At 41.9% G+C, this 23,041-nt stretch carries 17 protein-coding genes; 2 read left to right on the plus strand and 15 right to left on the minus strand.

The window, feature by feature from the left end:
• Nucleotides 1–177 precede the first annotated feature (177 nt).
• From ASE55_RS16620 to ASE55_RS16640, 5 genes are all read right to left on the minus strand, one after another.
• Nucleotides 178–549, minus strand: coding sequence for a hypothetical protein (locus ASE55_RS16620; RefSeq protein WP_056222245.1), 372 nt, complete (start codon nucleotides 547–549; stop codon nucleotides 178–180).
• Between the two features lie 58 nt (nucleotides 550–607).
• Nucleotides 608–1,438 (minus strand): helix-turn-helix domain-containing protein, encoded by an 831-nt coding sequence (locus tag ASE55_RS16625; protein ID WP_082474631.1) that lies wholly within the window; start codon nucleotides 1,436–1,438, stop codon nucleotides 608–610.
• A gap of 181 nt (nucleotides 1,439–1,619) precedes the next feature.
• A complete protein-coding gene (locus ASE55_RS16630) occupies nucleotides 1,620–2,681 on the minus strand; it encodes a UDP-glucose--hexose-1-phosphate uridylyltransferase (protein ID WP_056222251.1) in 1,062 nt (353 codons plus the stop codon).
• On the minus strand, nucleotides 2,665–3,852 hold the full coding sequence (gene galK, locus ASE55_RS16635) for a galactokinase (protein ID WP_056222254.1): 1,188 nt from the start codon (nucleotides 3,850–3,852) through the stop codon (nucleotides 2,665–2,667). The genes ASE55_RS16630 and galK overlap by 17 nt, the downstream gene beginning before the upstream one ends.
• 121 nt (nucleotides 3,853–3,973) lie before the next feature.
• Nucleotides 3,974–4,846, minus strand: coding sequence for an AraC family transcriptional regulator (locus tag ASE55_RS16640; RefSeq protein ID WP_056222257.1), 873 nt, complete (start codon nucleotides 4,844–4,846; stop codon nucleotides 3,974–3,976).
• A 172-nt stretch (nucleotides 4,847–5,018) separates the two neighbouring features.
• Here ASE55_RS16640 and ASE55_RS16645 point away from each other — a divergent pair, with 172 nt between their 5' ends.
• Nucleotides 5,019–5,612 (plus strand): hypothetical protein, encoded by a 594-nt coding sequence (locus ASE55_RS16645; protein WP_056222259.1) that lies wholly within the window; start codon nucleotides 5,019–5,021, stop codon nucleotides 5,610–5,612.
• 122 nt (nucleotides 5,613–5,734) lie between these two features.
• Here ASE55_RS16645 and ASE55_RS16650 read toward each other — a convergent pair whose 3' ends face one another.
• From ASE55_RS16650 to ASE55_RS16675, 6 genes are all read right to left on the minus strand, one after another.
• Nucleotides 5,735–7,768, minus strand: coding sequence for an alpha-glucuronidase (locus ASE55_RS16650; RefSeq protein WP_056222459.1), 2,034 nt, complete (start codon nucleotides 7,766–7,768; stop codon nucleotides 5,735–5,737).
• A gap of 151 nt (nucleotides 7,769–7,919) precedes the next feature.
• Nucleotides 7,920–8,885 (minus strand): glycoside hydrolase family 43 protein, encoded by a 966-nt coding sequence (locus ASE55_RS16655; RefSeq protein ID WP_056222261.1) that lies wholly within the window; start codon nucleotides 8,883–8,885, stop codon nucleotides 7,920–7,922.
• A gap of 115 nt (nucleotides 8,886–9,000) precedes the next feature.
• Nucleotides 9,001–10,125 carry an endo-1,4-beta-xylanase gene (locus ASE55_RS16660; protein ID WP_056222265.1) on the minus strand — a complete coding sequence of 375 codons (1,125 nt, stop codon included), beginning with the start codon at nucleotides 10,123–10,125 and terminating at the stop codon, nucleotides 9,001–9,003.
• 14 nt (nucleotides 10,126–10,139) lie between these two features.
• Nucleotides 10,140–11,606: an MFS transporter gene (locus tag ASE55_RS16665; RefSeq protein WP_056222267.1), complete on the minus strand. Its 1,467-nt coding sequence runs from the start codon at nucleotides 11,604–11,606 to the stop codon at nucleotides 10,140–10,142.
• Between the two features lie 80 nt (nucleotides 11,607–11,686).
• Nucleotides 11,687–13,603: a sialate O-acetylesterase gene (locus ASE55_RS16670; protein ID WP_082474635.1), complete on the minus strand. Its 1,917-nt coding sequence runs from the start codon at nucleotides 13,601–13,603 to the stop codon at nucleotides 11,687–11,689.
• Nucleotides 13,604–13,801: 198 nt separating this feature from the next.
• On the minus strand, nucleotides 13,802–16,171 hold the full coding sequence (locus tag ASE55_RS16675) for a glycoside hydrolase family 127 protein (protein WP_056222270.1): 2,370 nt from the start codon (nucleotides 16,169–16,171) through the stop codon (nucleotides 13,802–13,804).
• Between the two features lie 536 nt (nucleotides 16,172–16,707).
• On the opposite strand from ASE55_RS16675, the gene ASE55_RS16680 reads away from it, so the two are divergent.
• Nucleotides 16,708–17,394, plus strand: a complete 687-nt coding sequence (locus tag ASE55_RS16680) for an NUDIX hydrolase (protein ID WP_056222273.1) — start codon at nucleotides 16,708–16,710, stop codon at nucleotides 17,392–17,394.
• Between the two features lie 77 nt (nucleotides 17,395–17,471).
• On the opposite strand, the gene ASE55_RS16685 is transcribed toward ASE55_RS16680, so the two are convergent.
• From ASE55_RS16685 to araA, 4 genes are all read right to left on the minus strand, one after another.
• Complete coding sequence (locus tag ASE55_RS16685; RefSeq protein ID WP_056222276.1) at nucleotides 17,472–18,200, minus strand: hypothetical protein; 729 nt, start codon at nucleotides 18,198–18,200, stop codon at nucleotides 17,472–17,474.
• Nucleotides 18,201–18,378: 178 nt separating this feature from the next.
• Nucleotides 18,379–20,106 (minus strand): sodium:solute symporter family transporter, encoded by a 1,728-nt coding sequence (locus tag ASE55_RS16690; protein ID WP_056222279.1) that lies wholly within the window; start codon nucleotides 20,104–20,106, stop codon nucleotides 18,379–18,381.
• A gap of 2 nt (nucleotides 20,107–20,108) precedes the next feature.
• On the minus strand, nucleotides 20,109–21,269 hold the full coding sequence (locus tag ASE55_RS16695) for an aldose epimerase family protein (RefSeq protein ID WP_056222281.1): 1,161 nt from the start codon (nucleotides 21,267–21,269) through the stop codon (nucleotides 20,109–20,111).
• A 23-nt stretch (nucleotides 21,270–21,292) separates the two neighbouring features.
• Entirely contained in the window at nucleotides 21,293–22,789 is a 1,497-nt protein-coding gene (gene araA, locus ASE55_RS16700; RefSeq protein WP_056222284.1) for an L-arabinose isomerase, read from the minus strand.
• Between the last annotated feature and the right edge of the window lie 252 nt (nucleotides 22,790–23,041).

The following is a 23,041-nucleotide window of genomic DNA, read 5'->3' on the forward strand; positions in this document are numbered from 1 at the left end:
AAATCAATTTTACCGCCTATAATAATCATAAAATTTACAATATATTATTATTCAAAACATAATTAATACTGTATTTTTCAGCTTATTAAATCAATTTTACCGCCTATAATAATCATAAAATTTACAATATATTATTATTCAAAACATAATTAATACTGTATTTTTCAGCTTATTTTTTTATTGAGAAATTAGAGTTAAGACAAGGTAATCCGGTTTTGCAGATGAGGCGGTATACATTTCGCTCATCAGTCTGCGCATCTTCTGATCTATGGTGTACGTTTTCTGTACTGTCCCTCTGCTGCTGTTGATGATATTCATTTTATCATCATCATTTACCTGATGGATGTTCACTTCAAATCCGGCTGTACTGGATATGGCAAAATATTTTTTTTCATCGATATTTCCTGCCGGCTGCTCATTCCGGAGGTCACCGATTGAAAGAACCTGTACAGGATGCAGACGCGTGTTAAGATAGACACCGTCATTCTGTCCTGAAACATTTATGAAAGCAAAGAATAAAATACTGAATAAAAAAAGTTTGGCACACATATCACCTAGATTTTTCACTGAGTTGTTACTTAATGTAAAAGTACAATATTTTTTTTATTTATTTCATTTCTGAGGGATTTTTTCCAGTATGTTTTTTTACAAAGTTGCTGAAATTCCCTTCATCATTGAAACCCAGGTCATAAGAAATTTCCGAAATGGTAAAATTTGTGAAAACCAAGGCTCTTTTAAACTCAGTTATTATCTTTTCAATAATAATTCCCTTCGCAGTTTTCCCCAAAACATATTCCGTCATCTCTGTAAGCCTTCTGGATGTGATATTAAGTTCACTGGCATAATGTGAAACTTTTTTTGCAGTTTTATAATCCCTTTGGAGAAGAATTTTAAACCGGTTTACATAATGGAGATAATCAAATTTAATATCTTTTTTTATCTCTTCGTTAGGTATATACAAAAATGCATCCAAAATCAGCCGTTCAATAGCATTATGTGCCGCAGATACATAAAGGTTTTCATCTTTCTGCTGAAAAGCTTCCATACGTTCCATGAAAATGACTCTCATATGCTCAATATTCAGGAAGGGAGCTATGAAAAGATCCGCTTCATAATTGAAAAAAAGCTGCGAGTTCAGGAACAGGCTGTCCTTGGAAGATCTTTCATAGAAACTGGATGAAAAAGCAATGACCAATATCTGGTGCCCGTCTGCATTGCCGAACACAATCTGTTTTTCAGGTCCTAGAAAAGCAATATTTCCGGCCTTGATGGAATACGGGATGTTTTCTACCTCTACATCAACGTCTTCCATAAATATATAAATACAGTAATATTCCATTGTATGGAACTTTCTGTTGTAATTATTTCGCTTAACAATATTATCCAGACGGTTGACACTAAACCCTATACTTTTTAACTGATCTGTTATTACATACATAGTACAACGATAAGAAAATTTTCACATAATCATTTTATAAAAATAAGTTTTTTAATTACATTATCTTAATAAATCATGATATGTTACATATCTATTATGTAATTGTGAATTATGTTCCTAATGCCACAAAATCATTATAATATCCATGCTATGCATAGGTTTCTTAAAGAATCGTATAAATTTAACTGTTTTGAAATTGAATTTTATAATGAACGGTTGACCTGTCTTTAAGAACTTCCGCACTCTGTTCCGGCGTAAGGTCCCGCTGCGTTTCGGCAAGCATTTCATAGCCCACCATAAATTTTTTCACCTCGGCACTTCGCAGAAGCGGCGGATAGAAATGCATATGAAAATGCCATTCCGGATGGTTTTCACCGTCTGTAGGTGCCTGGTGGATCCCGGAAGAATAGGGAAATGAGATATTAAAAATGTTATCGTATTTGGTCGTAAGGTTTTTTAAAATTTCCGCCAGTGCATTTTTTTCCTTTTCTGAAAACTGAGAAATGTTTTCAGCTTTCCGCTTACTGATGACCATTGTTTCATAAGGCCATGATGCCCAGAAAGGAACCAGTGCCACAAAATCACTGTTTTCCAGAATAATCCTTTCCCCGGCCTCCATTTCCTGCTGAAGGTAATCCTCTAAAAGCGACTTTCCGTTTTTATCAAAATACGTTTTTAAATTTTCCTGGGTTTTGCGGATCATGGTGGGAATGGAAGACTGCGCCCAGATCTGACCGTGCGGATGCGGATTGCTGCATCCCATAATTCTTCCCTTATTTTCAAAGATCTGGACATGGTTGATATAATCCTGAGTCCCCAGTTCTTCATACTGCTGCTGCCAGACATCAACTACCCTTCTGATGTCTTCCGTTTCCATTTCCGGTAAAGTAAGGCTGTGGTTTTCAGAGAAGCAGATGACCCTGTTAATACCGCGTTCGGGATGCATTGAAAAAAAACCGGTTTTATTTTCTGAAATTTCCACTTCTTCATTCATCAGAGATCCGAAATCGTTGTCAAAAACATAGACACCTTTATAATCCGGATTTTTCTCACCGTTAACCCGGAGATTTCCTGCACATAAATAACATCCGGGGTCATGTTTCGGGAGATGTTCCTGCTCAGAGCCTTCGGTCTGCCCCTGCCACGGGCGGTTGGCCCTCTGTGGTGAAACAAGAATCCATTCGTCCAATAACGGGTTATACCTTCTGTGCGGATGCTTTTTACTGTCAAATGATGAATTCATTGTCCGTATATTCTTTTATTCCTTCGGAAATATTAATTTTATAAACCTTCATATCAATACCGAATGCCTTCCGGTATTTTTCTTCAATATTCCTGCTGATCCGGTCTGCCTGATCTTCTTTTACCAGATTGATGCTGCAGCCGCCAAAACCGCCGCCCATCATCCGTGCGCCCAAAACGCTTTCTTCCTTCAGTGCCTCTTCCACCAGAAAGTCAATTTCATTACAGCTTACCTCATATTCCTGTGAAAGCCCGGTATGGGTTTCGGTCATCAGACGGCCAAGGTATTCCGGATTGTTTTCTGACAGGGCCTTTACCGCCTCTTCTACTCTTTTTATTTCTTTAACCAGATACAGGCACCGCTTATAAGCCAGATCGCCCATATCTTCCTTCAGCTCTGTAAGGATTTCTTCAGTAACCTGACGGAAATTAAGAATCCCTGGATAATGGGACTTAATGATTTCCTTTCCCACCTCAACATCTTTTCTTCTGTCGTTATAACCGGAAGTGAGATGGGTATGTTTTACACAGCTGTCAAACAGTACCAGGCTGTAGCCGTTCAGCTGCGCATCGTAATACTGATGCTCCAGTGAATTACAGTCCAGCATCATAACTTTATTTTCCTTTCCGAAGACCGAAGCAAACTGATCCATGATCCCGCATTGTACGCCTGCAAAAGTATGCTCTGCTTTCTGGCCGATCAGTGCAATTTCTTTCTTTGAAAACTGAAGATCAAACAGGATATTTAAAATATAGGCGAAACCACATTCCAGTGCTGCGGACGAAGACAATCCTGATCCCATGGGAATGGTACTGCTGAATGCGATCTGTAACCCACCCACTGTTTTCCCGCTTTCCTGAATGGCATCAACCACGCCCAGCAGATAATTAACCCACATCTGCCCGACCGGACTTTGTTTTTCACTGATATTAAAACTGAAGGATTCATTAAGGTCTGCAGCGAAAAACGTACAGGTTTCGGAGTCCTGCTGTTTTTTAACGGCAAAGCAGATGTACTTGTCGATGGCAGCCGGAAGTACGTAACCGTCATTGTAATCTACATGCTCCCCGATGATATTGATTCTTCCGGGAGAAAGAAAAATATGTTCAGGCTCCGACTGAAATGCTGACTGAAATGCTGCTTTTGCAGCGTTGATTAAGGTAGTATGCATAGATAGATGCAATTTATAATTTTCCGGCCAGGAAATAATAATAAAATCAATTCAGAAATGTTAAAATTGTATTTCAAATCCAGGCAGGCAGAGAGTTTTATATTAAAAATCAATTAAAAACCTATTCAATCAGGTAATTAAATTCTTTCCTGTACTGCGAAGGGCTTTTTTTGATGTATTCTTTAAATGTCTTATTGAAATAGCTGAAATTATTGAAACCGGATTCAAAGCAGACTTCGGTAATGCTTAACGGCTGTTCAGACAGAAGCTTTAATGAATGGGTAATCCTGTATTCATTCACGAACTGGGTAAAGGTCTTGTTGGTGATTTTCTTGAAGTAGCGGCAGAATGAAGGGACTTTCATATTCGCGAGATCAGCGATTTCTTCCAGGGTCATCTGTTCCCTGAAATGGTCTTTCACATAATTAAAAATAATATTAATCCGGTCATTGTCTTCCACCTGGGTCTGGAGGTAATATTTTCCGGCGTTCAGAATCCTGCAGTCCTGGGTAAAAGCCAGTTCATCCAGAATGCCCAGAAACCTGATCAGCCGGTCCAGGGATGATGACTCGTGCATGTCTGTAATTTTTTTCCCGATCTCTTTCTTGGTATTTTCACCGAATACAATCCCGGCTTTTGATTTCTCCAGCAATGCGACAATCCGCTGCATTTCCGGGGCTTTCCAGATCGCTTCGCCTAAAAAATCAGGCTTGAACTGGACTACCATTTCATAATCATTGTTGGTTTGTTCATTCGTAAGCCCGCAGTGCGGAAGATTACTGCCGATAAGTACCAGGTCGCCATCCGAAAAGTAAGAGATATTACTCCCGATCTGCCTTTTCCCCGAACCTTTACAGACATAGATCAGTTCAATCTCCGGATGGTAATGCCAGACATGGGATTTGATGTTTTCATTGGTAAGGAATTTCAGGCTGGTAAAGCTGCTTCCTATGGTAGGATGTATGGCTTCAAAGGCGGGATGTGAATGTTTCATAACAATAATATAATGCTATATTGACTAAATTATACACAAAATTAACAATTAATATTTAATTAACATACACACAGGGTTAATATAAGACATATATATGAAAATTGTATGGTAGACTGCAGTAGATTACTGCTGTATCTTTGCCCTATAAATTATTGATAACAAAAACATTATCATGAATACATTCTTAAAAACCGGGATTCTTTTGGGATTCTCACTGATGTCAGCCAGCCTGATGAGTAAAGACAGGGATTTTTCTGTGTCTGTAGGAAACATAACAGCAAAAACTGTACATTTTGAAGTATCGAATGCTAAGAATATGTCAATATTCATCTACAATGATACGGAAGGTGAACTGTATTCTGAAAACCTGGGTTCGGAAGCGCATATAGCGAAATCCTATGATCTTCAGGCACTTTCCCCGGGAACGTATTACCTGATTGCAGAATCTGAATCCAGGATAGAAAAGTATAAGATAAGCATTGATAAGAATAACATGGTGAAAATGGAAAAAACACCGGTGAGCTCCGTAAGCAAGCCCGAATTTACCATTTCAGGCCATACCGTGAAACTTCATCTTGCTGAAGCTACCATGCCTGTACAGATTTCTGTTTATGATGACTCCAATACAGCCTATTACACAAGCAGTAAAAAATCTGCTGAAGGAGCACTTGACCTGACTTTTGATCTTAATCCGGAAACTTCCGGCACTTATATCATCCGGGTTGAACAGGGAGGAAGTGTTTTTAACAAAGTCATCACTCTTTAACAAGATCCATAACTAAATTATAGATACATTCCTGAATTAAAGGGAATAACAATTTTACGTACAGTCAGTTTTGAGGTAGCTCTTCTTTTCTTAAATCACGGAGAAAGAGTTGCCTCATTTTTTTAATTATGGTGTCCCATATCAAGCTTAATTTTTTTCAAATCCTCGAGTTCGTGAACCGGACGTTCGATGTCGTAAGGAACCGGCATTTTAGAAAAAGTCTGAAAATACAGCAGGCAGGCATCTTTCCACCACACTGCATCTCTTGACTGGATTTTAAGCTTATACTGTACTTCCGCAAACCTCTGTTCATCAACATAAGGCTGCATCCGGTCCCAGGTAACCTGATAACCGCGTACATTTTTAACACCCGTATCATATTTATAACACAGTTCTTCCCATAATGTTTTTCCGTCCTTCATTTTATAATTCCAGGGAACATGGTGAAACCACAGCAGAAGATTTTCCGGGCAGGTATTGATGTTTCCGTAGATTTCGTTCAGCGGCGGATTATATTGTGAAACCGCATTGCTTCCTGTCCTGGTCCTGTCAAACCCGATTCCTTCCGCATTGGCCTGATGATAATATACGGGAGACCAGTCCGGCCTGCCGCCTTTGTAATCGCCCCACGGTTCAGGGCCGTAATGATGGCCTCCTGCAAAAATATGGTGCAGTCCTAAAGGCATCATATAATCCACCACGGTTTCCCTTGAAGTGAGCATCATATTTTTTACCGGATCCAGAAAACGTTTATCATCCGTAAAGGTCATTTTTATCCATTCAGCGGCAATCTGTTCCGGGGTAAGGTCATGGTTCCAGGCCAGCCTTCCGAAGGCGTACCAGTTGGCCTGAGCAAACTGATGGCCGGTCCAGTTGGTATCTTCCCCGATGTTCGCCACCGCGGAAACTGCCGTAAGCTTTTGCATACGTAGCGTACCGTCTGTAATTCTGGCGATGGTAGACCCTTTTCCTTCTGCATAGGTATCGCTTTCCAGGGTTTCTTTAAACAACGGGGCTAAATATGCCAGATGGTTAGACTGCCCCAGATATTCCTGCGTGATCTGGAATTCAACCATTTCAGGAGTCTTTTTTAAAGCCCCGAACAACGGGTTGAATGCTTCTCTCGGCTGGAAATCAACCGGTCCGTTTTTAATCTGGATGATCACATTATCCCGGAACTTGCCGTCCAGCGGCACAAACTCCAGATAGGCCTGTTTGGCGCGGTCTTCTTTGCTCGGACTGTACACAAAAGCCCTCCACATAACAATTCCGTTGTAAGGCTTCAGGACATCCGCCATCATATTGGCGCCATCAGCATGCGTTCTTCCGTAATCCTGAGGTCCGGGCTGCCCTTCCGAATTGGCTTTAACCAGAAAACCACCGAAGTCAGGAACCAGTTTATAGATTTCAGCGGCTTTATCTTTCCACCACTTCCGGACATTTTTATCCAGCGGATCTGAATTTTCCAGTCCGCCGAGAACTTTCGGGGATGAAAAATTAACCGAGAGATATACTTTAATCCCGTAAGGACGGAAAATATCTGCCAGTGCTTTCACTTTAACCAGATAGTCATTGCGGAGCATGTTGGGTGAAGCATTCACATTGTTAAGCACCACCGAATTAATTCCTATGGAAGCATTCGCGCGTGCATATTCTTCATACCTCGGCGAAATCTTTCCCGGTAAATCTTCCCATTTCCATAATGATCTTCCGGCATAGCCTCTTTCAATACTGCCGTCCAGGTTGTCCCAGTGGTTGAGGATCCTTACATCATAAGAAGGCTTTTCCGTAATATCAAGACCTGTTACAACTGATTTTGTCTGCTGAAGGCGTAAAATATGATAGACTCCGTACAACAGCCCGATTTCTTTTTCAGCAGAAATAACCAGTTTATTCTGAACCGTTTTTATGGTATAGCCGCCTTTCAGGTTTTTTAATGACCGGTCTGTACGGAGTTCGACGGTCTGTCCCTGCCAGTGACTGCTTAACTCTTTTCTTGCAATAGTCAACGTCGGACTATTCCCTCTGGAAATAATCTGATCTGCTGAAATTCCGTTTTTTGCCGGAAATCTAAGCCAGAGCCGGCTTCCGTCTTCTGCAAAAGCCGTTAACGGAATCATTAAAAATAATATGATGTATACTCTGAAATGCTGCATCTGGAACTGTTTTTTATCCATAGACTGACCTATGGTTATTGATATTGCACAGGTTGCACCTATGCTATTGTTGTTGAACCCTCCGGATTCTCTTGAAAGCTTTTATTGTAACAGAATAATCTCTGTATTGGATTTATTATAAGCCCCTTACCTATTCCTGGCCTTCAATGGTTTTGATTTTACCGTCGCTGTCATATTCAAGCTCAACCACTTTCATGCTTCTGAGCCATGTTTTTCCTTCGCTCGGAACACAGTCATGGAAGAACAGGTACCATTTCCCTTTAAATTCCACAATACTGTGGTGGGTGGTCCATCCTACAACAGGCGTCAGGATTTCCCCCTGGAAAGTAAACGGCCCGTAAGGATTGTCCCCCGTTGCATAACATATCAGATGGGTGTCTCCGGTAGAATATGAAAAATAATATTTGCCGTTGTATTTATGCATCCATGAAGCTTCAAAAAAGCGGTGTTTGTCGCCGTGAAGCAAAGGACTGCCTTTTTCATCAAGAATCAGAACATCTTTGGCTTCTTCCCCGAATTCCAGCATATCATCGCTCAAAGCAACAACTTTTGAAGAAATTGCAGGTTCATTTTCATCGGGAAGAACTGCAGATTCCAGCGCTTTGTTATTTCTGTAACGCTGTAACTGTCCGCCCCAGATCCCTCCGAAATACATATAATGCCTGCCGTTGTCTTCAAAAATACACGGGTCAATGCTGTAGCTTCCCAGCATCGGATGCTTTTCAGGGATGAAAGGCCCGTAAGGTCTGTCGCTTACCGCAACGCCGATGCGGAAGATATCATTTTTATCTTTCAGCGGATAATACATATAATATTTGCCGTCTTTACAGGCAACATCACAATCCCAGAGCTGTCTTCCTGCCCACGGGATATCTTTTACCGAAAGTACGACACCGTGATCTTGGATTTCGCCATTTTCCACATCATCAAGGGAAAAAACATGGTAATCATTCATGTCAAAATGGTCGCCGTTGTCATTTTCCTCAATTCCGCTTTCGCGGTCGTGGGACGGGTAGATATAAAGCCTTCCTTCAAAAACATGTACGGAAGGATCTGCCATGAAGTCTTTTGGGAATAGATATTTTGATTTGTTCATTTTTTAATATAGATGTTTAGATAATGGACTGATAGATAATAGACTGATAGATGATAGATTGGTGGATAAATGTTTTTAATCTTTTTAAACCTTATATTATAGGTTTCAGGCTGTATTATTTTTCTTTTGTCAGCTGAATGATTTTCCCTACTACAGGTTTTGTTCTGTACTGGCGGTCAAACAATAACGGATAATCGGTTCTGCCTTTGATCGGGAAATCGTTTTTCCAGGACTGGCTGTCGGTTACGCCCCATAATGTGACCCTTCTGATGCTGTTTTTATGTTTCAGAAATAATCTGAAAAAATCCTCATACCGTTTTTCCCAACCGGCCTGTACATCTGCGGGAAGCCCTTTTTTATAGGGATTCATTTTTTCGTCGTATGCTATTTTATCAGAAACATTGGCAGACGTTCCCCACGGCGAAGGCAGGGCACTGATGTCCAGTTCTGTAATGTTTACTTTCACACCGGATTGGGCGTAAGCGGAAATGGCTGTCTCATACTCGCTTACTGACGGCGTATCCATGCCCACATGAGCCTGCATGCCTACACCGTCAATCCGGATGCCTCTTGCTTTTATGTCTTTTACCATTTTGATAACGGTGGCTACTTTTCCGGGATACCATTCATTGTAGTCATTATAATACAGTTCCGCATCAGGGTCAGCTTCATGGGCATACTGGAAAGCCAGCGGAATAAAATCTTCGCCCAGGATTTCGTAGAATTTACTTTTTCTGTAAGAGCCGTCTTCCATGATCGCTTCGTTCACCACATCCCATCCTTTCACCCTTCCTTTGTAGCGGGAAACCACAGTGGTGATGTGGTTTTTCATTCTCTGCATCAATACTTCCGGGGAAACATCCCGGCCGTCTTTTTCAGTGAAGAACCATTTCGGCAGCTGTGAATGCCAGATCAGCGTATGCCCGATGATAAACATGTTGTTCTTCTCACCGAAAGCTACGAATTTGTCAGCATCATCAAAGAAGAACTTATCCTCTTCCGGCTGCAGGAACATGGATTTCATACAGTTTTCCGCTACAATGGAACTGAACTGTTTCTTAATGATTTCAACGGATTTGCGGTCCTTGCCATAAATCTGCGGCAGGCTCATGGCTGTCCCGATGTAGAATGTATCTTTAAAAGCGGTTTTCAGGGTTGCATTACTGCGCTGCGCATTTATGTTACAGGGAGTTAAAGCTGTAATGGCTGCTGCCCCCAAGAATATAAAAAGCCGTTTCATATATTTTGTTTAAATTAATTTTGTTTGATCCCGGATGATTTTCTTCTTTCAGCCAGGTCTTTTTCAATCTGAACCTCCATCTTTTTGTTGATTTTATAAAATAAAAGCAGGCCGCAGGAAAGGAAGAACGGTACAGCCGGAAAGATGCTGACCAGCATTTTGGCACCTGCCGCCACCGTTTCGGGCTGAATAACATTCTGCGCACCTTCTGATGAAATATACCCGTAATGCCCGATGATTGACGACACCAGTGAACTGCCGATGCTTAAGCCTACCTTTAATCCCACCATCATGGCAGAGAAAATAATAGCGGTTGCGCGGCGGTTGTTTTTCCACTCGGAATAATCGGCTACGTCTGCAATCATTGCCCACAGCAAAGGGGTACTGATCCCGTAAAAGAATCCGTGAAGGATCTGTGATGTAAACATTAACCCGACTGCTTTGGGCGGGAACAGGATAAAGCACAGCACAAACAGGGTAGAAATGAACAATGAAGCGATAAATGTATCCCTTTTCCCGTATTTATCCGCAAACTTTTTAGAGAATGCAATCCCCACAATCATCATGATGATCCCTCCGGCATTGAACAGACCGAATCCTGCAGATTTAGGGTCTTCCCCAAAAAAATTCATCCCAACGGAATTGAAAAAAGCGGTAATCGGCGAGATAAATGAGGTAAGTGCATCTTCATCTACATAGTTATTGAAATAATATACATAGGAACCTCCTTTCATGGCCAGGGTAATGAAGATCAGTGCGGTTACGGTAAGCATAATGATCCACGGCTTGTTCTTAGAGAGGTCTTTAAGGTCTTCCTTCAAGCTGGATTTCTGTTCAGAGGTAGGAACAATCCTTTCCCTGGTCGTAAAAAATGTAATGAGCAGCATCACAGATCCGATAACGGCCAGCCAGGTCATCACCGTTTCAATACCCGCTGCCTTATCCCCGTTTCCTACGGATAAAATAATCGGGAGCATAAATACCTGTACAAAAAACTGTGCAAACATAACGGCCACAAAACGGTAGGATGAAATACTGTTCCGTTCCCCCATGTCACCGGTAATTACCCCGCTTAATGCAGCATACGGTAAATTGTTGGCTGCATACAGCAACAGCAGCAGTGAATAGGTTGCCGCCGCATAGATCATTTTTCCTTTGTAGGAAAAGCCGGGCGTGCTGAAAGCAAGCAGCGCGGCAATGCCCAAGGGAACTGCTGTGAACAAGATCCACGGACGGAATTTCCCCCATTTGGTGCGGGTACGGTCTGCCAGTGCCCCGATTACCGGGTTAAATCCGAATCCGGCAATCAGCCCTACAATAAGGGTGATGATGGAAGCATCTTCAGGTTTGAGTCCGTAAATATCGGTATAAAAATAAGCGAGGTAGGTCACCAGGGTCTGAAAAACAAGATTGGCAGCAAGATCACCTAAGCTATAGCCTATTTTCTCTGTTACTGATATTTTTTGTGGATGATTGTTCATATGAATTAGATGTTAGAGGATAGGCAAATAGTTTATAGATTAAATCTGCCTGTCCTTATTTTTATTTTTATGTGTTGATTTTAATATTGTTCTGTGGTAAACGGTGAAGCCGGAAGCCCGCTTTTGTTGGTGAGGTTTCCATCCGGATTATCTGCCCAGTCATACCGTACTGCAACCGGATTGCTGATGCGGTCATTCCAGACCTTGATTTTATTGCCTTCAATTTTTGCTTTTGCCCATTCATATTTTCCATCTGGACCTTTAACAGCAAAACCTTTCAGTTCTGAAACCGGGGTCAGATGGTCTGTTCCGGATTTAAAGGAAAGAATAATTGTACTGCCTTCTTTCTTCATGGATTCGTAAACAGGTCCGTCTGCCGTGATATTTTTTTTACCGGCAATCCTGAATGCCTGTAAAGCGAGCCGGTCACCTATGGTTTTTTTATTTAAAGGATGAATGTCATTCCACTCCCCTGCATCAATGCCTACAGCAAGCCCCGTATTCAGAACGGTTAGTGAAACGGTCCGCTGTTGGTTTCTCAGCTCTGCCCAGTTGCTTTCAACGGGCTGGCTTTTCGGTTCCATAAAATTAGCGAGCTGAACAATCAGGAACGGTGCTTCTTTTTCATTCCATTTTGAACGCCAGTCGGTGATCATCGTGGTCAGTAAGTCTCCGTATTCTGTCGGTTTCCCGGTATTGCTTTCTCCCTGATACCAGAGAAACCCTTTAACTTTATAATTAACCAGCGGGCTGATCATGGCATTGTACAGCCCGGTCGGTTTCCAGCGGATAAAAGTCTGGCCCGGAGCCATTTTCCCCATTTTAGCCCCTACTTTATATTTCCATTCTCCTTTCAGGTCAATTTTACGGCCGCCGATTTCCAGATAATAAGGCTTATCAGCAATGAACTGCCCTTTTCCGCTTCCGTTGGTAATTCTCACGGCAATAACATTTTTGCCTTCTTTTAAAACACCAGCCGGAATATCGTACCACCGCGGCGGATATTCATAGGTTACATTTCCTACTTTTACACCGTTAATGTAGGTGACATCGGCATCTTTAATCCTTCCCAGATTTAAAAATGCAGGCTGATCTGCTGAACCTTTGGGTAGCATAATTTCTTTTCTCAGCCATACGGATCCGTCAAATGAACCTTCCTGGTCTTCCCATGATCCCGGTACCGTCATGGTTTTCCATCCGGAATCATCAAGATCAAAGTTTTCCCAATGCTGGTTCAGCCCGGAATCTGTCCGGTCAAGTTCGGTATACCAGGCTTTGCTTAAGGCCTGCTCATCAGATTCTGTTGATTTAATTAACGCATCATTCTGCCATTTTTTGGCTTCATCCAGATACTCAGGATATTTTTTCAGGGACTTTTCGTCCATCCAGGCCTGTACCGGGGAACCTCCCAGGCTGGTGTGGATAATTCCTACCGGAACTTTATTTTTTTCATTCAGTTCTTTGGCAAAAAAATAGGCAACACCCGAAAAGTTAAGAATGGTCTGCGGATCTGTGGCTTCCCATTTACCGCCCTCCAGTTCAGTCTGCGGGGCTTTAAAATTATATTTTTGAGGAACCGTGAAAAACCGGATATTCTGGTTACCGGCATTTTTGATTTCGTTTGCATATAATGGCTTCAGCCTGCGCATCGGAAGTTCCATATTGGACTGTCCGGAAGCTACCCAGACATCGCCTACCAGGATATTTTTAAGGATAATTTCATTAACCGTCATGATGAAAGGCCCGCCTGCTTTAAGCTCGGGGAGCATAATATTCCAGTTTCCGTTTTTGTCTGCAATGGCGGTATAGGATTTATTCAGGAATGCAACGCTTACTTTCTCTCCTGCATCCGCGTAGCCCCAGATTTTCAGTTTCTGATTTCGCTGGAGAACCATGCCGTCCGAAACCAGGGCCGGAAGCTTGATTTTGGCCTCCATGAAAATGCAGAATGTGCAGAGGAGCAAAACCAGAACTTTGGTCAATTTTTTCTTATTCATATTTATATAAAATATTTTAATCAGTTTTAAACGTTGTATTACCCGCAGCCCGACTTGAGCGGAGCTCATTTTTTCATTGCGACTGCTGAATGGTTATAAGGATTGCTTTACTTCGCCCGCAATGACAAAATAGCGGGAGCGGAAGGCGGATAAAGCTGCCCAAAAACAAATTTATATTTAGCTTTTTCATTTTTAAATTTATTCTGGCGTTTCTGACAGCAATCTTACTTCAATAATTTTCGGGGTAAGCGATTTCTCACCTGAATTAAATTTTACGGTAAGGATTTCCTTATGACTTTCAGATTCAGGAATCGGGATTAACAGTGATTGTGGAGAGCTGCCCGGTTTTCCGTCGAAATCTTTAGAAATCACTTTTATTCCATTAATTTCTGCATGCAGCGTTCGGTTGTTATTGGCATCGAAATAAAGAAGATACAGGTATTTTGCATTTTTATCTCTGTTTCTCATCTGATAGCTGAACCATCCCTTTGCTTCGCGGAAATGACGGTCTTCCATATAACCAGTGTTGGAATCTTTGCTTTCAAAAAAGTGATCGGATTCCGGCTGCTGCTCGCCCAGCTGAATTTTATCCGCGGTAATGCGGTCCAGTTTTCTTATTGCTGCTTCATCCTCAGCTTTCTGCTTCTGAATTATTTCAATTTTCCCTTGGTCTGCCTGAGGAAAATAAATGATATACCGCTCTTCCTGAATTTTATAAAAGGGAATCAGCTCCAGGCCGTTGTTGAATTTATCCTGAGGATACAAGCCGTTTAATTTAAAGGTAAGGTCCTTTGCGTTAACCTTTTTCAAATGGCTTATAACTGATGCTTGGCTTCCCAAAATAACAGGGATTTCGTTTAGAGGGATCTGCGGGCCGTGTGCGATGTGTCCGCCCCTGCTTTCATCAGCAAACAATCCGGTCTGGTTTTGCGTACCGTATCTGGCAGCCAGAACAACCGGCCCGTATTTAAATGCAAAATAATCTGAATGATCCGGGAGCTGCTCGGCTGAAAGATGCATCGGCAGTTTCATTTCCACCACATCGCCTTTTTTCCATTTTTTTGAAAGGTTAAAATAGCCGTCGGCATCAGGCTGTATATGATGCTGTTTTCCATTGATAAGAATTTTCACCTCCGATGGTTCTGCCCATTCCGGAGATCTTAATTTCAGGTTTACCACTGATTTCCCTGCCAGATCAAAAACAAGCTTTGTTTCAGGATTTGCAGGAAAATTATTTTCCTGTCTCAGCATAATCTGCTTTTCCGGCCACTTTAATGTTGACGGAATGAATAGATTAACATACAGATCTTTATCAGAATGTGCATAAATCATTTCTCCGTATTTGGCGTGATTCTCCATGCCTGAACCCACGCAGCACCAGAAACCGCTTTCCGGCCGGGAATATACCCTGTAATGGCCGGGACGCATCGGCGTAAAATACACAAAGCCACCTTTTCCGGTATTCTGTGTGGAAAGAATATGGTTGTACAAAGCCCTTTCGTAATAATCTACGTAAGAGGATTTCGGATTGGTTGCATACAATTCTCTGGAGAGCTTCAGCATATTATAGGTATTGCAGGTTTCGGGACCTTCGATGCTCTTAATCATTCCGCTGAAATCATCTGTCGGATTAAAATGTTCGCTGACACTGTTTCCCCCGATAATCGCCGAACGCTTTTGTGTAACGTTGGCCCAGAAAAAATCAGCGGCACGGCTCCATGCTTTGTTGTTTTCTAAATCTGCTATCCTTTTGTATCCTATTACCTTCGGAATCTGTGTATTGGCATGCATTCCCGTAAGTTTATCTTCACTTTCCAGCAACGGATTCAAAACAGCGAGATGAGAAAAACGACGGGCGAGCTTCAGATATTCCGGATTTTCTGTAATATCATACACATCAGCAAAAACTTCGTTCAGTCCGCCGTGCTCACTGCGGAGCATCTCCTGAATCTGCTCATCAGAAAGGCCTGAAACCTCATCTGCCATCCAGCCGGTAAGTTTTACCAGCATTTTTTTTGCTTTCTCACTGCCTGCATACCAATAGGCATCACGCAGCCCTGAATAGAGTTTATGGATATTATACAGCGGAACCCAGCGGTCATTCAGTCCGAAGCCCGAAGCCCGTATGTTTCCTTCAGCAATTTCCTTCCATATTTTTTTTCCACCCGGAACTCCGGACATGTATCCTTTCCCAGATGTATCCTGACAGCGTTCCAGCTCATCAAGCATATAATCCAGGCGGTTTTTTACTTTGGTATCCCCTGTAGAAGCATACATTAATGACAGTGCGGAAAGGTAGTGCCCGCCGATATGCCCGTCCAGCCCTGTGTTTTCCCAGTTCGGATAGTTGTCTGCTTTTGGCGGCAGGCCGGCTTCTTTAAGATAGGGGGACAGCAGCCTGTCGGGGTTCATGGACATGATGTATTTCTTATCGGTATCCATCGCAGCACTGAAAACACTTTCTGATAAACGCACATCGCCCAGGGGAAAATAACTTATTTTCTTATCTGTCTGCCCAAATGAAAATGATGCGCAACTTAAAAATACGGCCAGTGCTGTTCTGTTCATAATTTTACTGATTCCTATATTTTTTAAAAATAAAAGAAAGTATTTATATATAAAAGCAATTTTAGGCTGCGGCCTGTTTATAAAACGTATTCAACACGATAAAAAGTCCGTTAACACGAACAAAACTATCCTCCTTATCATAAAATGTAAGAATATCGAAAAAGGGATGTTTTATATCTTTACCGGATACAATGGGCTGTTATCAAACCATTCATGAAAGCATGAGGGCCATCAGCTGATTTTTTAACGAATGCTTATCGTATTTTTAATAATATCCATCAAAACAAAGCTTATGAGAAGGTATTTTAATTTATATTTAAACTTTAACATAATTTTAACGTTAAATTAATATGTATATGGATTATTTTATAGATAAATCTCATCAATTACAGCTTTAGTAATCCCCTTAAATGATGTTGAAATCCCGGAATTGAGAAAATAGATATTTCCGGCCTATATAAAGTGTATATGCCACATTTATTTTACGGCCTGCTTTTATCAGCGCTAAAACAGTACCTTTGCATAAATTGATTCAGATGGTAAAAGACTACGGAAACTATCCCAGACATTTGGTTGCAGTTGACTGTATTATTTTCGGTTTTGACGGGGAAAATCTTAAGATCCTGCTGATCAAAAGGGATTTTGAGCCTGAAAAAGGGCAATGGTCTCTGATGGGTGGCTTTATTAATTCTGATGAAACCTCGGATCAGGCCGCTTCCAGGGTCCTTAATACACTGACGGGAATTGAGAATATATACCTTGAACAGCTGAAATGCTACAGTGGAACAGAGCGTGAACCTACTGCCCGAATCATATCCGTTTCTTATTATGCGCTGATCAATATCGAAAAAGACATTCAGATCAATGAGCGGTACAGTGCCCAATGGTTTGACGTGAAAGATTTTCCGCACCTGATTTTTGACCACAACGAAATGGTGCAGGATGCAGTATCCCGGTTGCGGTACCGTGCTTCTACACAGCCCATAGGATTTGAGCTCCTGCCGGAACGGTTTACCATGAAAGACCTGCAAAACCTATATGAGGCAATCTCCGGCGAAGAATATGATAAAAGAAATTTTATCAGCAAAATTAACAGCCTTGGAATTTTGGTGAGAACCGATGACAAAGACATGACTTCTTCTAAAAAGGGTTCTTTTTTATACCGGTTTGATGAAGAGAAGTACCATAAGCGGATTTCGAAAGGATTTATGTTTAAGATGTAGATTGCCCTCCCATATTATATACAAAACCCCTTAAAACTTATAGCTTTTAAGAGGTTTTTAGAATGGCACAGTGTATATTATAATCTTTCCATGACCATTTTTCTTGTGCCCATATCAATTTCCTGTTTCAGTACGTCACGGGTATCTACATCCATATAATACGTACTTATTGCCTTTTTTTCTGAGATATCATCGGTTGCGGAAACGATCCATACCGGCTTATTATTCAGGGTACCTTTTCGGGTTCCGGTAATATAGGCTTTGATGACGCCTATGGCAGATTTCGGATTGTAATCAAACAGGGCAATTTCTACGGTGTAATTTTCTTTCAGCGGAAGCCAGCGGATCAGCTGCGGATAAAAATTGCTGTCAAAAAACTTTCCGTTTGTTTCTTCACTGATCTCAGTTTTCTTATTCTGGATCTTATCCAGATAATATCCTGTTACCCTATTCTTTTTCCCGAAATCCAGCAGCATCTCCCGCTGGGTATTGAATGAGCTGTGCTTTACGGGAGCAAGACCGGGAAAAGCCACTGCTGTTTCGTCTGTCCAGTCCGGCATGTTTTTCATCTTAACGGTTGTGGTAACATTAATACGGGTACCGGTTTTCAGAATTTTCGTATCAATCTTTGCCATTTCTATTTTTGAGGTGTCCTTCAGGGCATACCAGGTCATGGAATAGTCTTCACTTTTAATGAGTGACAGGTTAACCTGGTTGTTTCCCGGCGTCTGCAGGGACTGCGCCTCTGTGTAGGAAAAGGCAGACTGGAATACAAGTATTACGGATAAAAGTTTTAATAATTTCATAGCTTTAATTTTATATTAGTACTGCTTACCGAAAGATTGTTACACCGGCTGCTTTTATATTTTATTCTTAAGCCTCTCCAAATTCTGCATTTACTATTTTCCCCTGCTCTTCTCATAAAAAAACAGGATGACCCAAAGGCATCCTGTCTGTTTAAATTTATTTGATATATCCTGTTATTTACCAAAACCTTACATAAAGTGCCGTAAGCAGTAATAATGTAATGACAATCATTACCACGGTCCTGTTATCCACTCTGAACATGGAGGCATCGATTGCAAAAGCTTTCGGATTGACCTTCGGGCCTGCAAGACTGATCATCACCATTACGGCAACTGTGATAAAGAATGACCATCCCATATTAATGAGAAACGGAATCTCTGTTATGGTCTGAACAGCGCCGTTCTCTAATTTTTCATAGGTGAAAGCCGTATACAGCCAGGTTTCTTTCCCGAAAATACCGACTGCAAAACTGTTGAAGAAAATTGCAAGTAAAAAGCCCAGAAGAACTCCAACCAACGCTGCCGTTCCTGTGGTTCTCTTCCAGAACATCCCCAAAAGGAACATCGCAAAAACCCCGGGACTGATAAATCCTGTATATTTCTGGATGAATGTGAAACCTCCTTCCCCTCCGATTCCCAGCACATCCGTCCACGTAAATGCCAGTGCAACGAACATGGCGATAATAATTGCCCAGCGCCCGGTTCTTACCATCTCGATTTCGGTAGCATCTGTTTTCAGGTATTTTTTGTAAATATCCAACGTGAAAATCGTTGAAATACTGTTTACTTTCCCTGCTAGAGAAGCTACAATTGCGGCAGTCAGTGCTGCAACGGCCAGGCCTTTCAGCCCGGTTGGCAGAAATCCTAAAATAGCTGAATACGCGCCGTCTTTTACCCCATTGAATCCCGGCAGATGGCCTTTTGTATATAAAACATACGCTGCAATCCCCGGAAGCATAACGATAACCGGCATAAATAACTTCAAAAATCCGGCAAATAAAATCCCGGTTCTTGCGGTTTTTAAATCAGCTCCCAAAGCGCGCTGCGTGATGTACTGGTTGCATCCCCAGTAATTCAGGTTAACAATCCACTGTCCTGCAAAATACATCGCCAATCCTGGCAGAACCACATATTTCTGAACACTCAGGTTCTCCGGCATTGCCAGGGTTGTGGTGGTTGTCGTTGGTTTGTCAAGCATTAATTTAAAATGCTGCGGTGCTTCATTCATCAAGGTCTGAAAACCTGCGAAAGCATTTCCTACAGCCGCACCGTTAATCCTCTGGTCAACAATCTGCAGTGCCATATAAACGGTTGCAAAACCTCCGATAATCAAAACAGCGACCTGGATTACATCGGTATATCCGATTACTTTCATCCCGCCCAGACCGATCAGCAAAGCCATCAGAAGCAGCCCGATCATGATGATATGAAGATTATCGCCTCCCAACAGCGTATCGATGGCCAAAGCTCCGAGATACAAAATGGAGGTAAGGTTGACAATTACATAGAGAAACAGCCAGAAAACCGCCATAATCAGGGAAACCGATTTGTTGTAACGGGTTTCCAGAAACTGGGGCATGGTGTAAATTTTATTTTTAAGATAAATCGGAATAAACCAGATGGCAATAATGATGAGCGCAACAGCGGCGAGCCATTCGTAAGCTGCCACGGCAATCCCTACAAAAAAGCCTTCGCCACTCATCCCGATGAACTGCTCTGCGGAAATATTGGAAGCAATTAAACTGGCCCCGATTGCCCACCAGGTAAGCGATCCCTCTGCCAGAAAATAATCTTTACTGCCGGTAGCCGCAGATTTTTTCCTGTTATAAATCCAGATCCCGTATCCTGCGACCACCACAAAATAAATAAGAAATATAATGACGTCAATAGTTGATAAGTTTCCCATAATTAATTTTTAACAGAGAATTTATAAATGGTTTTAGTCTGGTATTTCTGTCCGGGCTTCAGTTCTGTAGAAGGGAAAGCCTGCTGGTTCGGGGAATCCGGATAATGCTGGGTCTCCAGGCAGAACCCGCTTCTTTTTTCATATTTACCGCCGGTTTTGGTTTCATATTTCCCATCCAGGAAGTTTCCGGAATAGAACTGAACGCCGGGCTGGTCACTCATTACCTCCATCACTCTTCCGCTTTCCGGATGATGGACGGTTGCAATGGTTCTCAGGCCTTTCCCGTTCGGGATCCAGTTATGGTCATAACCTTCGCCTAACCGGAGCTGTTCGTCATCGGAATCAATGTCTTTGCCGATTGGTTTTGAAACGGTAAAATCAAACGGAGTCCCTTTTACCGGCTTCAGTTCTCCGGTTGGGATAACGGTCTTATTCACAGGCAGAAACCGGTCTGCGTTGATCTGCATTTCGTGATCGGTAACGGGTTTTGTGAAATCCCCTGAAAGGTTAAAATAAGAATGCTGGGTCAGATTGACAACAGTAGCCTTATCCGTCTCTGCCTCATATGAAATTTCCAGTGCATCATCATCGGTAAGCGTGTAGAATACAGTGGTGGTAAGTTTTCCCGGGAATCCTTCTTCACCGTCTGCACTTACATACGTCAGCTTAAGGGTAGGAAGCTGAGCATTTTCCACAGGTTCAACAGTCCAGATTCTGGTATCAAATCCGTTTCTACCGCCATGGAGGCTGTTCGGGCCGTCGTTTTTATCCAATTCATAGGTCTTCCCTTCTAAAGTAAACGCTGCATTGGCAATCCTGTTGCCGTATCTTCCGATCAGGGCTCCGAAAAAATACGGGTTCCCGCTGAAATAATCTTCAGGCTTTGTAAACCCCAGGACAACATCTTCATATTTACCGTTTTTACCGGGAGCCGTAAGAGAGGTGATGATCCCTCCATAACTGATGACCTCCACTTTCATCCCGTTCTTATTGGTTAAGGTGTATTTTTTAACGGAATCGCCTTTTGCCGTTACCCCATAGTCTGAAACCTGAATATTTTTCATATTTTCTGATTGAGTTTTTTGATTAGTTTCTTTTTTATTACAGCCGAAAATACATAAAACTGTTAACAAAAAGAGTAAACTTCCTCCTATTTTTTTCATAATTGATCTATTTTTCTGAAGGATTAACGGTAATATATTTCATTCCACCGAAGGGTATTTTTAAAATCACGGATTTTGGTATCTTCATCAATTACCAATGACTCGATGCCTGCGATCTCTGCAAAATCTTCCAGCTGTTCTGCACTGATGTTTTCACTGTAACATGTGTGATGCGCTCCACCGGCCAGAATCCATGCTTCCGCAGCCGTGTATAAATCCGGAAGCGGCTTCCAGAGGACTCTCGCCACAGGAAGTTTTGGTAATTCTTCGGTAATTTCCAATGCTCTTGTTTTGTTGATTAATAGTCTGAAATGATTTCCGAAATCCATTAAAGCCGCGTTCAGAGAATCGATATTTCCTCTTGAATTGAATACCAGGCGAACAGGATCGGCTTTTCCGCCAATTCCCAACGGATGAATTTCACAAGACGGTTTGTCAACCGCTAAAACAGGGTCAACTTCCAACATATGCGAGCCTAAAACCGAAGGATTTGAAGGATTGAGATGATAGGTATAATCTTCCATAAAGGCATTTCCGCCTGCCAGACCCTGCCCCATTGTTTTCATGGCACGGACTAAGGCAGCCGTTTTCCAGTCGCCTTCTCCGGCAAAACCGTATCCTTTTTCCATCAGCCTCTGAACGGCAATTCCCGGAAGCTGCTCCAACCCATGAAGGTCTTCAAAAGTATCTGAAAAACCTTTGAAATTTCCGTCTTTCAGGAATTTTTCCAGTCCTAATTCTATTCTTGCCGCTGCTTCCAATGATTTTCTGTTGCTTCCACCGGATAGAAGAGATTTTGCCATTTTGTAAGAACTTTCATATTCTTCCATCAACGTTTTCACTTCACCGTCACTAATGGAATTGACAACGCTTACCAAATCACCAATTCCCCAGGTGTTTACCGAAAATCCGAATTTTGTTTCTGCTTCTACTTTATCACCATCGGTTACGGCAACGTATCTCATATTGTCTCCAAAACGGGCGAATTTTGCACCCTGCCAGTCGTCCCAACCTGCAGCTACACGACTCCAGTCACCGATTTGTTTCTGAACCCTTTCTTCAGCCCAATGTCCGACAACGACTTTCCTGTTTTTGCGGAGGCGGCTTACCATAAACCCGAATTCACGGTCACCGTGCGCGGCCTGATTCAGGTTCATAAAATCCATATCCATTGTAGCCCACGGAATATCCTGGTTGAACTGTGTATGCAAATGCAGCATTGGCTTTTGTAAAGCCGTCAAGCCACGAATCCACATTTTTGCAGGTGAAAACGTGTGCATCCAGGTTACAATCCCGATGCAGTTTTCCGCATGATTGGCTGCCGTTAATGTCTCAAAAATTTCTTCGGTAGATTTTACAGTTGGCTTAATAATGACTTTTACAGGAATTAATGAAGACTCATTAAAAGCTTCCACAATTTTCTGTGAATGTTCTGCAACCTGAGCCAATGTTTCAGGGCCGTATAAATGCTGGCTTCCGGTGATGAACCAGATTTCTTTGGTGTTGAGAGGTGTTAGCATATATTGTAAATGATAATTGATTATTTTTATTTTTCCACAGGTTTTACCTGCGGCTATTGGTATTGAACCCTTCGGGTTCTGTCTGAAATAAATTGTTTTATCAAACCTTATAGGTTTTAGAAACCTATAAGGTTTTGTTTTTCGTTAATAAATAATTTCAGAATGATGCTATTTATTGTCCGTAGTAGGCATTTTTGCCATTCTTCAAACCTAACAGGTTTTAAAAACCTGTTAGGTTTTGCTAACGTTAAC

The sequence above is a fragment of the Chryseobacterium sp. Leaf201 genome (genome assembly GCF_001421435.1).
In the GTDB taxonomy this organism is placed as follows: Bacteria; Bacteroidota; Bacteroidia; order Flavobacteriales; family Weeksellaceae; genus Chryseobacterium.

What these genes read in the sequence shown, in the direction of transcription:
- ASE55_RS16650 (WP_056222459.1), bottom strand. Translation starts at nt 7,768, where the DNA reads ATGCAGCATTTCAGAGTATACATCATATTATTTTTAATGATTCCGTTA.
- ASE55_RS16665 (WP_056222267.1), bottom strand. Translation starts at nt 11,606, where the DNA reads ATGAACAATCATCCACAAAAAATATCAGTAACAGAGAAAATAGGCTAT.
- ASE55_RS16675 (WP_056222270.1), bottom strand. Translation starts at nt 16,171, where the DNA reads ATGAACAGAACAGCACTGGCCGTATTTTTAAGTTGCGCATCATTTTCA.
- ASE55_RS16645 (WP_056222259.1), top strand. Translation starts at nt 5,019, where the DNA reads ATGAATACATTCTTAAAAACCGGGATTCTTTTGGGATTCTCACTGATG.
- ASE55_RS16695 (WP_056222281.1), bottom strand. Translation starts at nt 21,269, where the DNA reads ATGAAAAAAATAGGAGGAAGTTTACTCTTTTTGTTAACAGTTTTATGT.
- araA (WP_056222284.1), bottom strand. Translation starts at nt 22,789, where the DNA reads ATGCTAACACCTCTCAACACCAAAGAAATCTGGTTCATCACCGGAAGC.
- ASE55_RS16655 (WP_056222261.1), bottom strand. Translation starts at nt 8,885, where the DNA reads ATGAACAAATCAAAATATCTATTCCCAAAAGACTTCATGGCAGATCCT.
- ASE55_RS16670 (WP_082474635.1), bottom strand. Translation starts at nt 13,603, where the DNA reads ATGAATAAGAAAAAATTGACCAAAGTTCTGGTTTTGCTCCTCTGCACA.
- galK (WP_056222254.1), bottom strand. Translation starts at nt 3,852, where the DNA reads ATGCATACTACCTTAATCAACGCTGCAAAAGCAGCATTTCAGTCAGCA.
- ASE55_RS16625 (WP_082474631.1), bottom strand. Translation starts at nt 1,438, where the DNA reads ATGTATGTAATAACAGATCAGTTAAAAAGTATAGGGTTTAGTGTCAAC.
- ASE55_RS16690 (WP_056222279.1), bottom strand. Translation starts at nt 20,106, where the DNA reads ATGGGAAACTTATCAACTATTGACGTCATTATATTTCTTATTTATTTT.
- ASE55_RS16680 (WP_056222273.1), top strand. Translation starts at nt 16,708, where the DNA reads ATGGTAAAAGACTACGGAAACTATCCCAGACATTTGGTTGCAGTTGAC.
- ASE55_RS16630 (WP_056222251.1), bottom strand. Translation starts at nt 2,681, where the DNA reads ATGAATTCATCATTTGACAGTAAAAAGCATCCGCACAGAAGGTATAAC.
- ASE55_RS16640 (WP_056222257.1), bottom strand. Translation starts at nt 4,846, where the DNA reads ATGAAACATTCACATCCCGCCTTTGAAGCCATACATCCTACCATAGGA.
- ASE55_RS16685 (WP_056222276.1), bottom strand. Translation starts at nt 18,200, where the DNA reads ATGAAATTATTAAAACTTTTATCCGTAATACTTGTATTCCAGTCTGCC.
- ASE55_RS16620 (WP_056222245.1), bottom strand. Translation starts at nt 549, where the DNA reads ATGTGTGCCAAACTTTTTTTATTCAGTATTTTATTCTTTGCTTTCATA.
- ASE55_RS16660 (WP_056222265.1), bottom strand. Translation starts at nt 10,125, where the DNA reads ATGAAACGGCTTTTTATATTCTTGGGGGCAGCAGCCATTACAGCTTTA.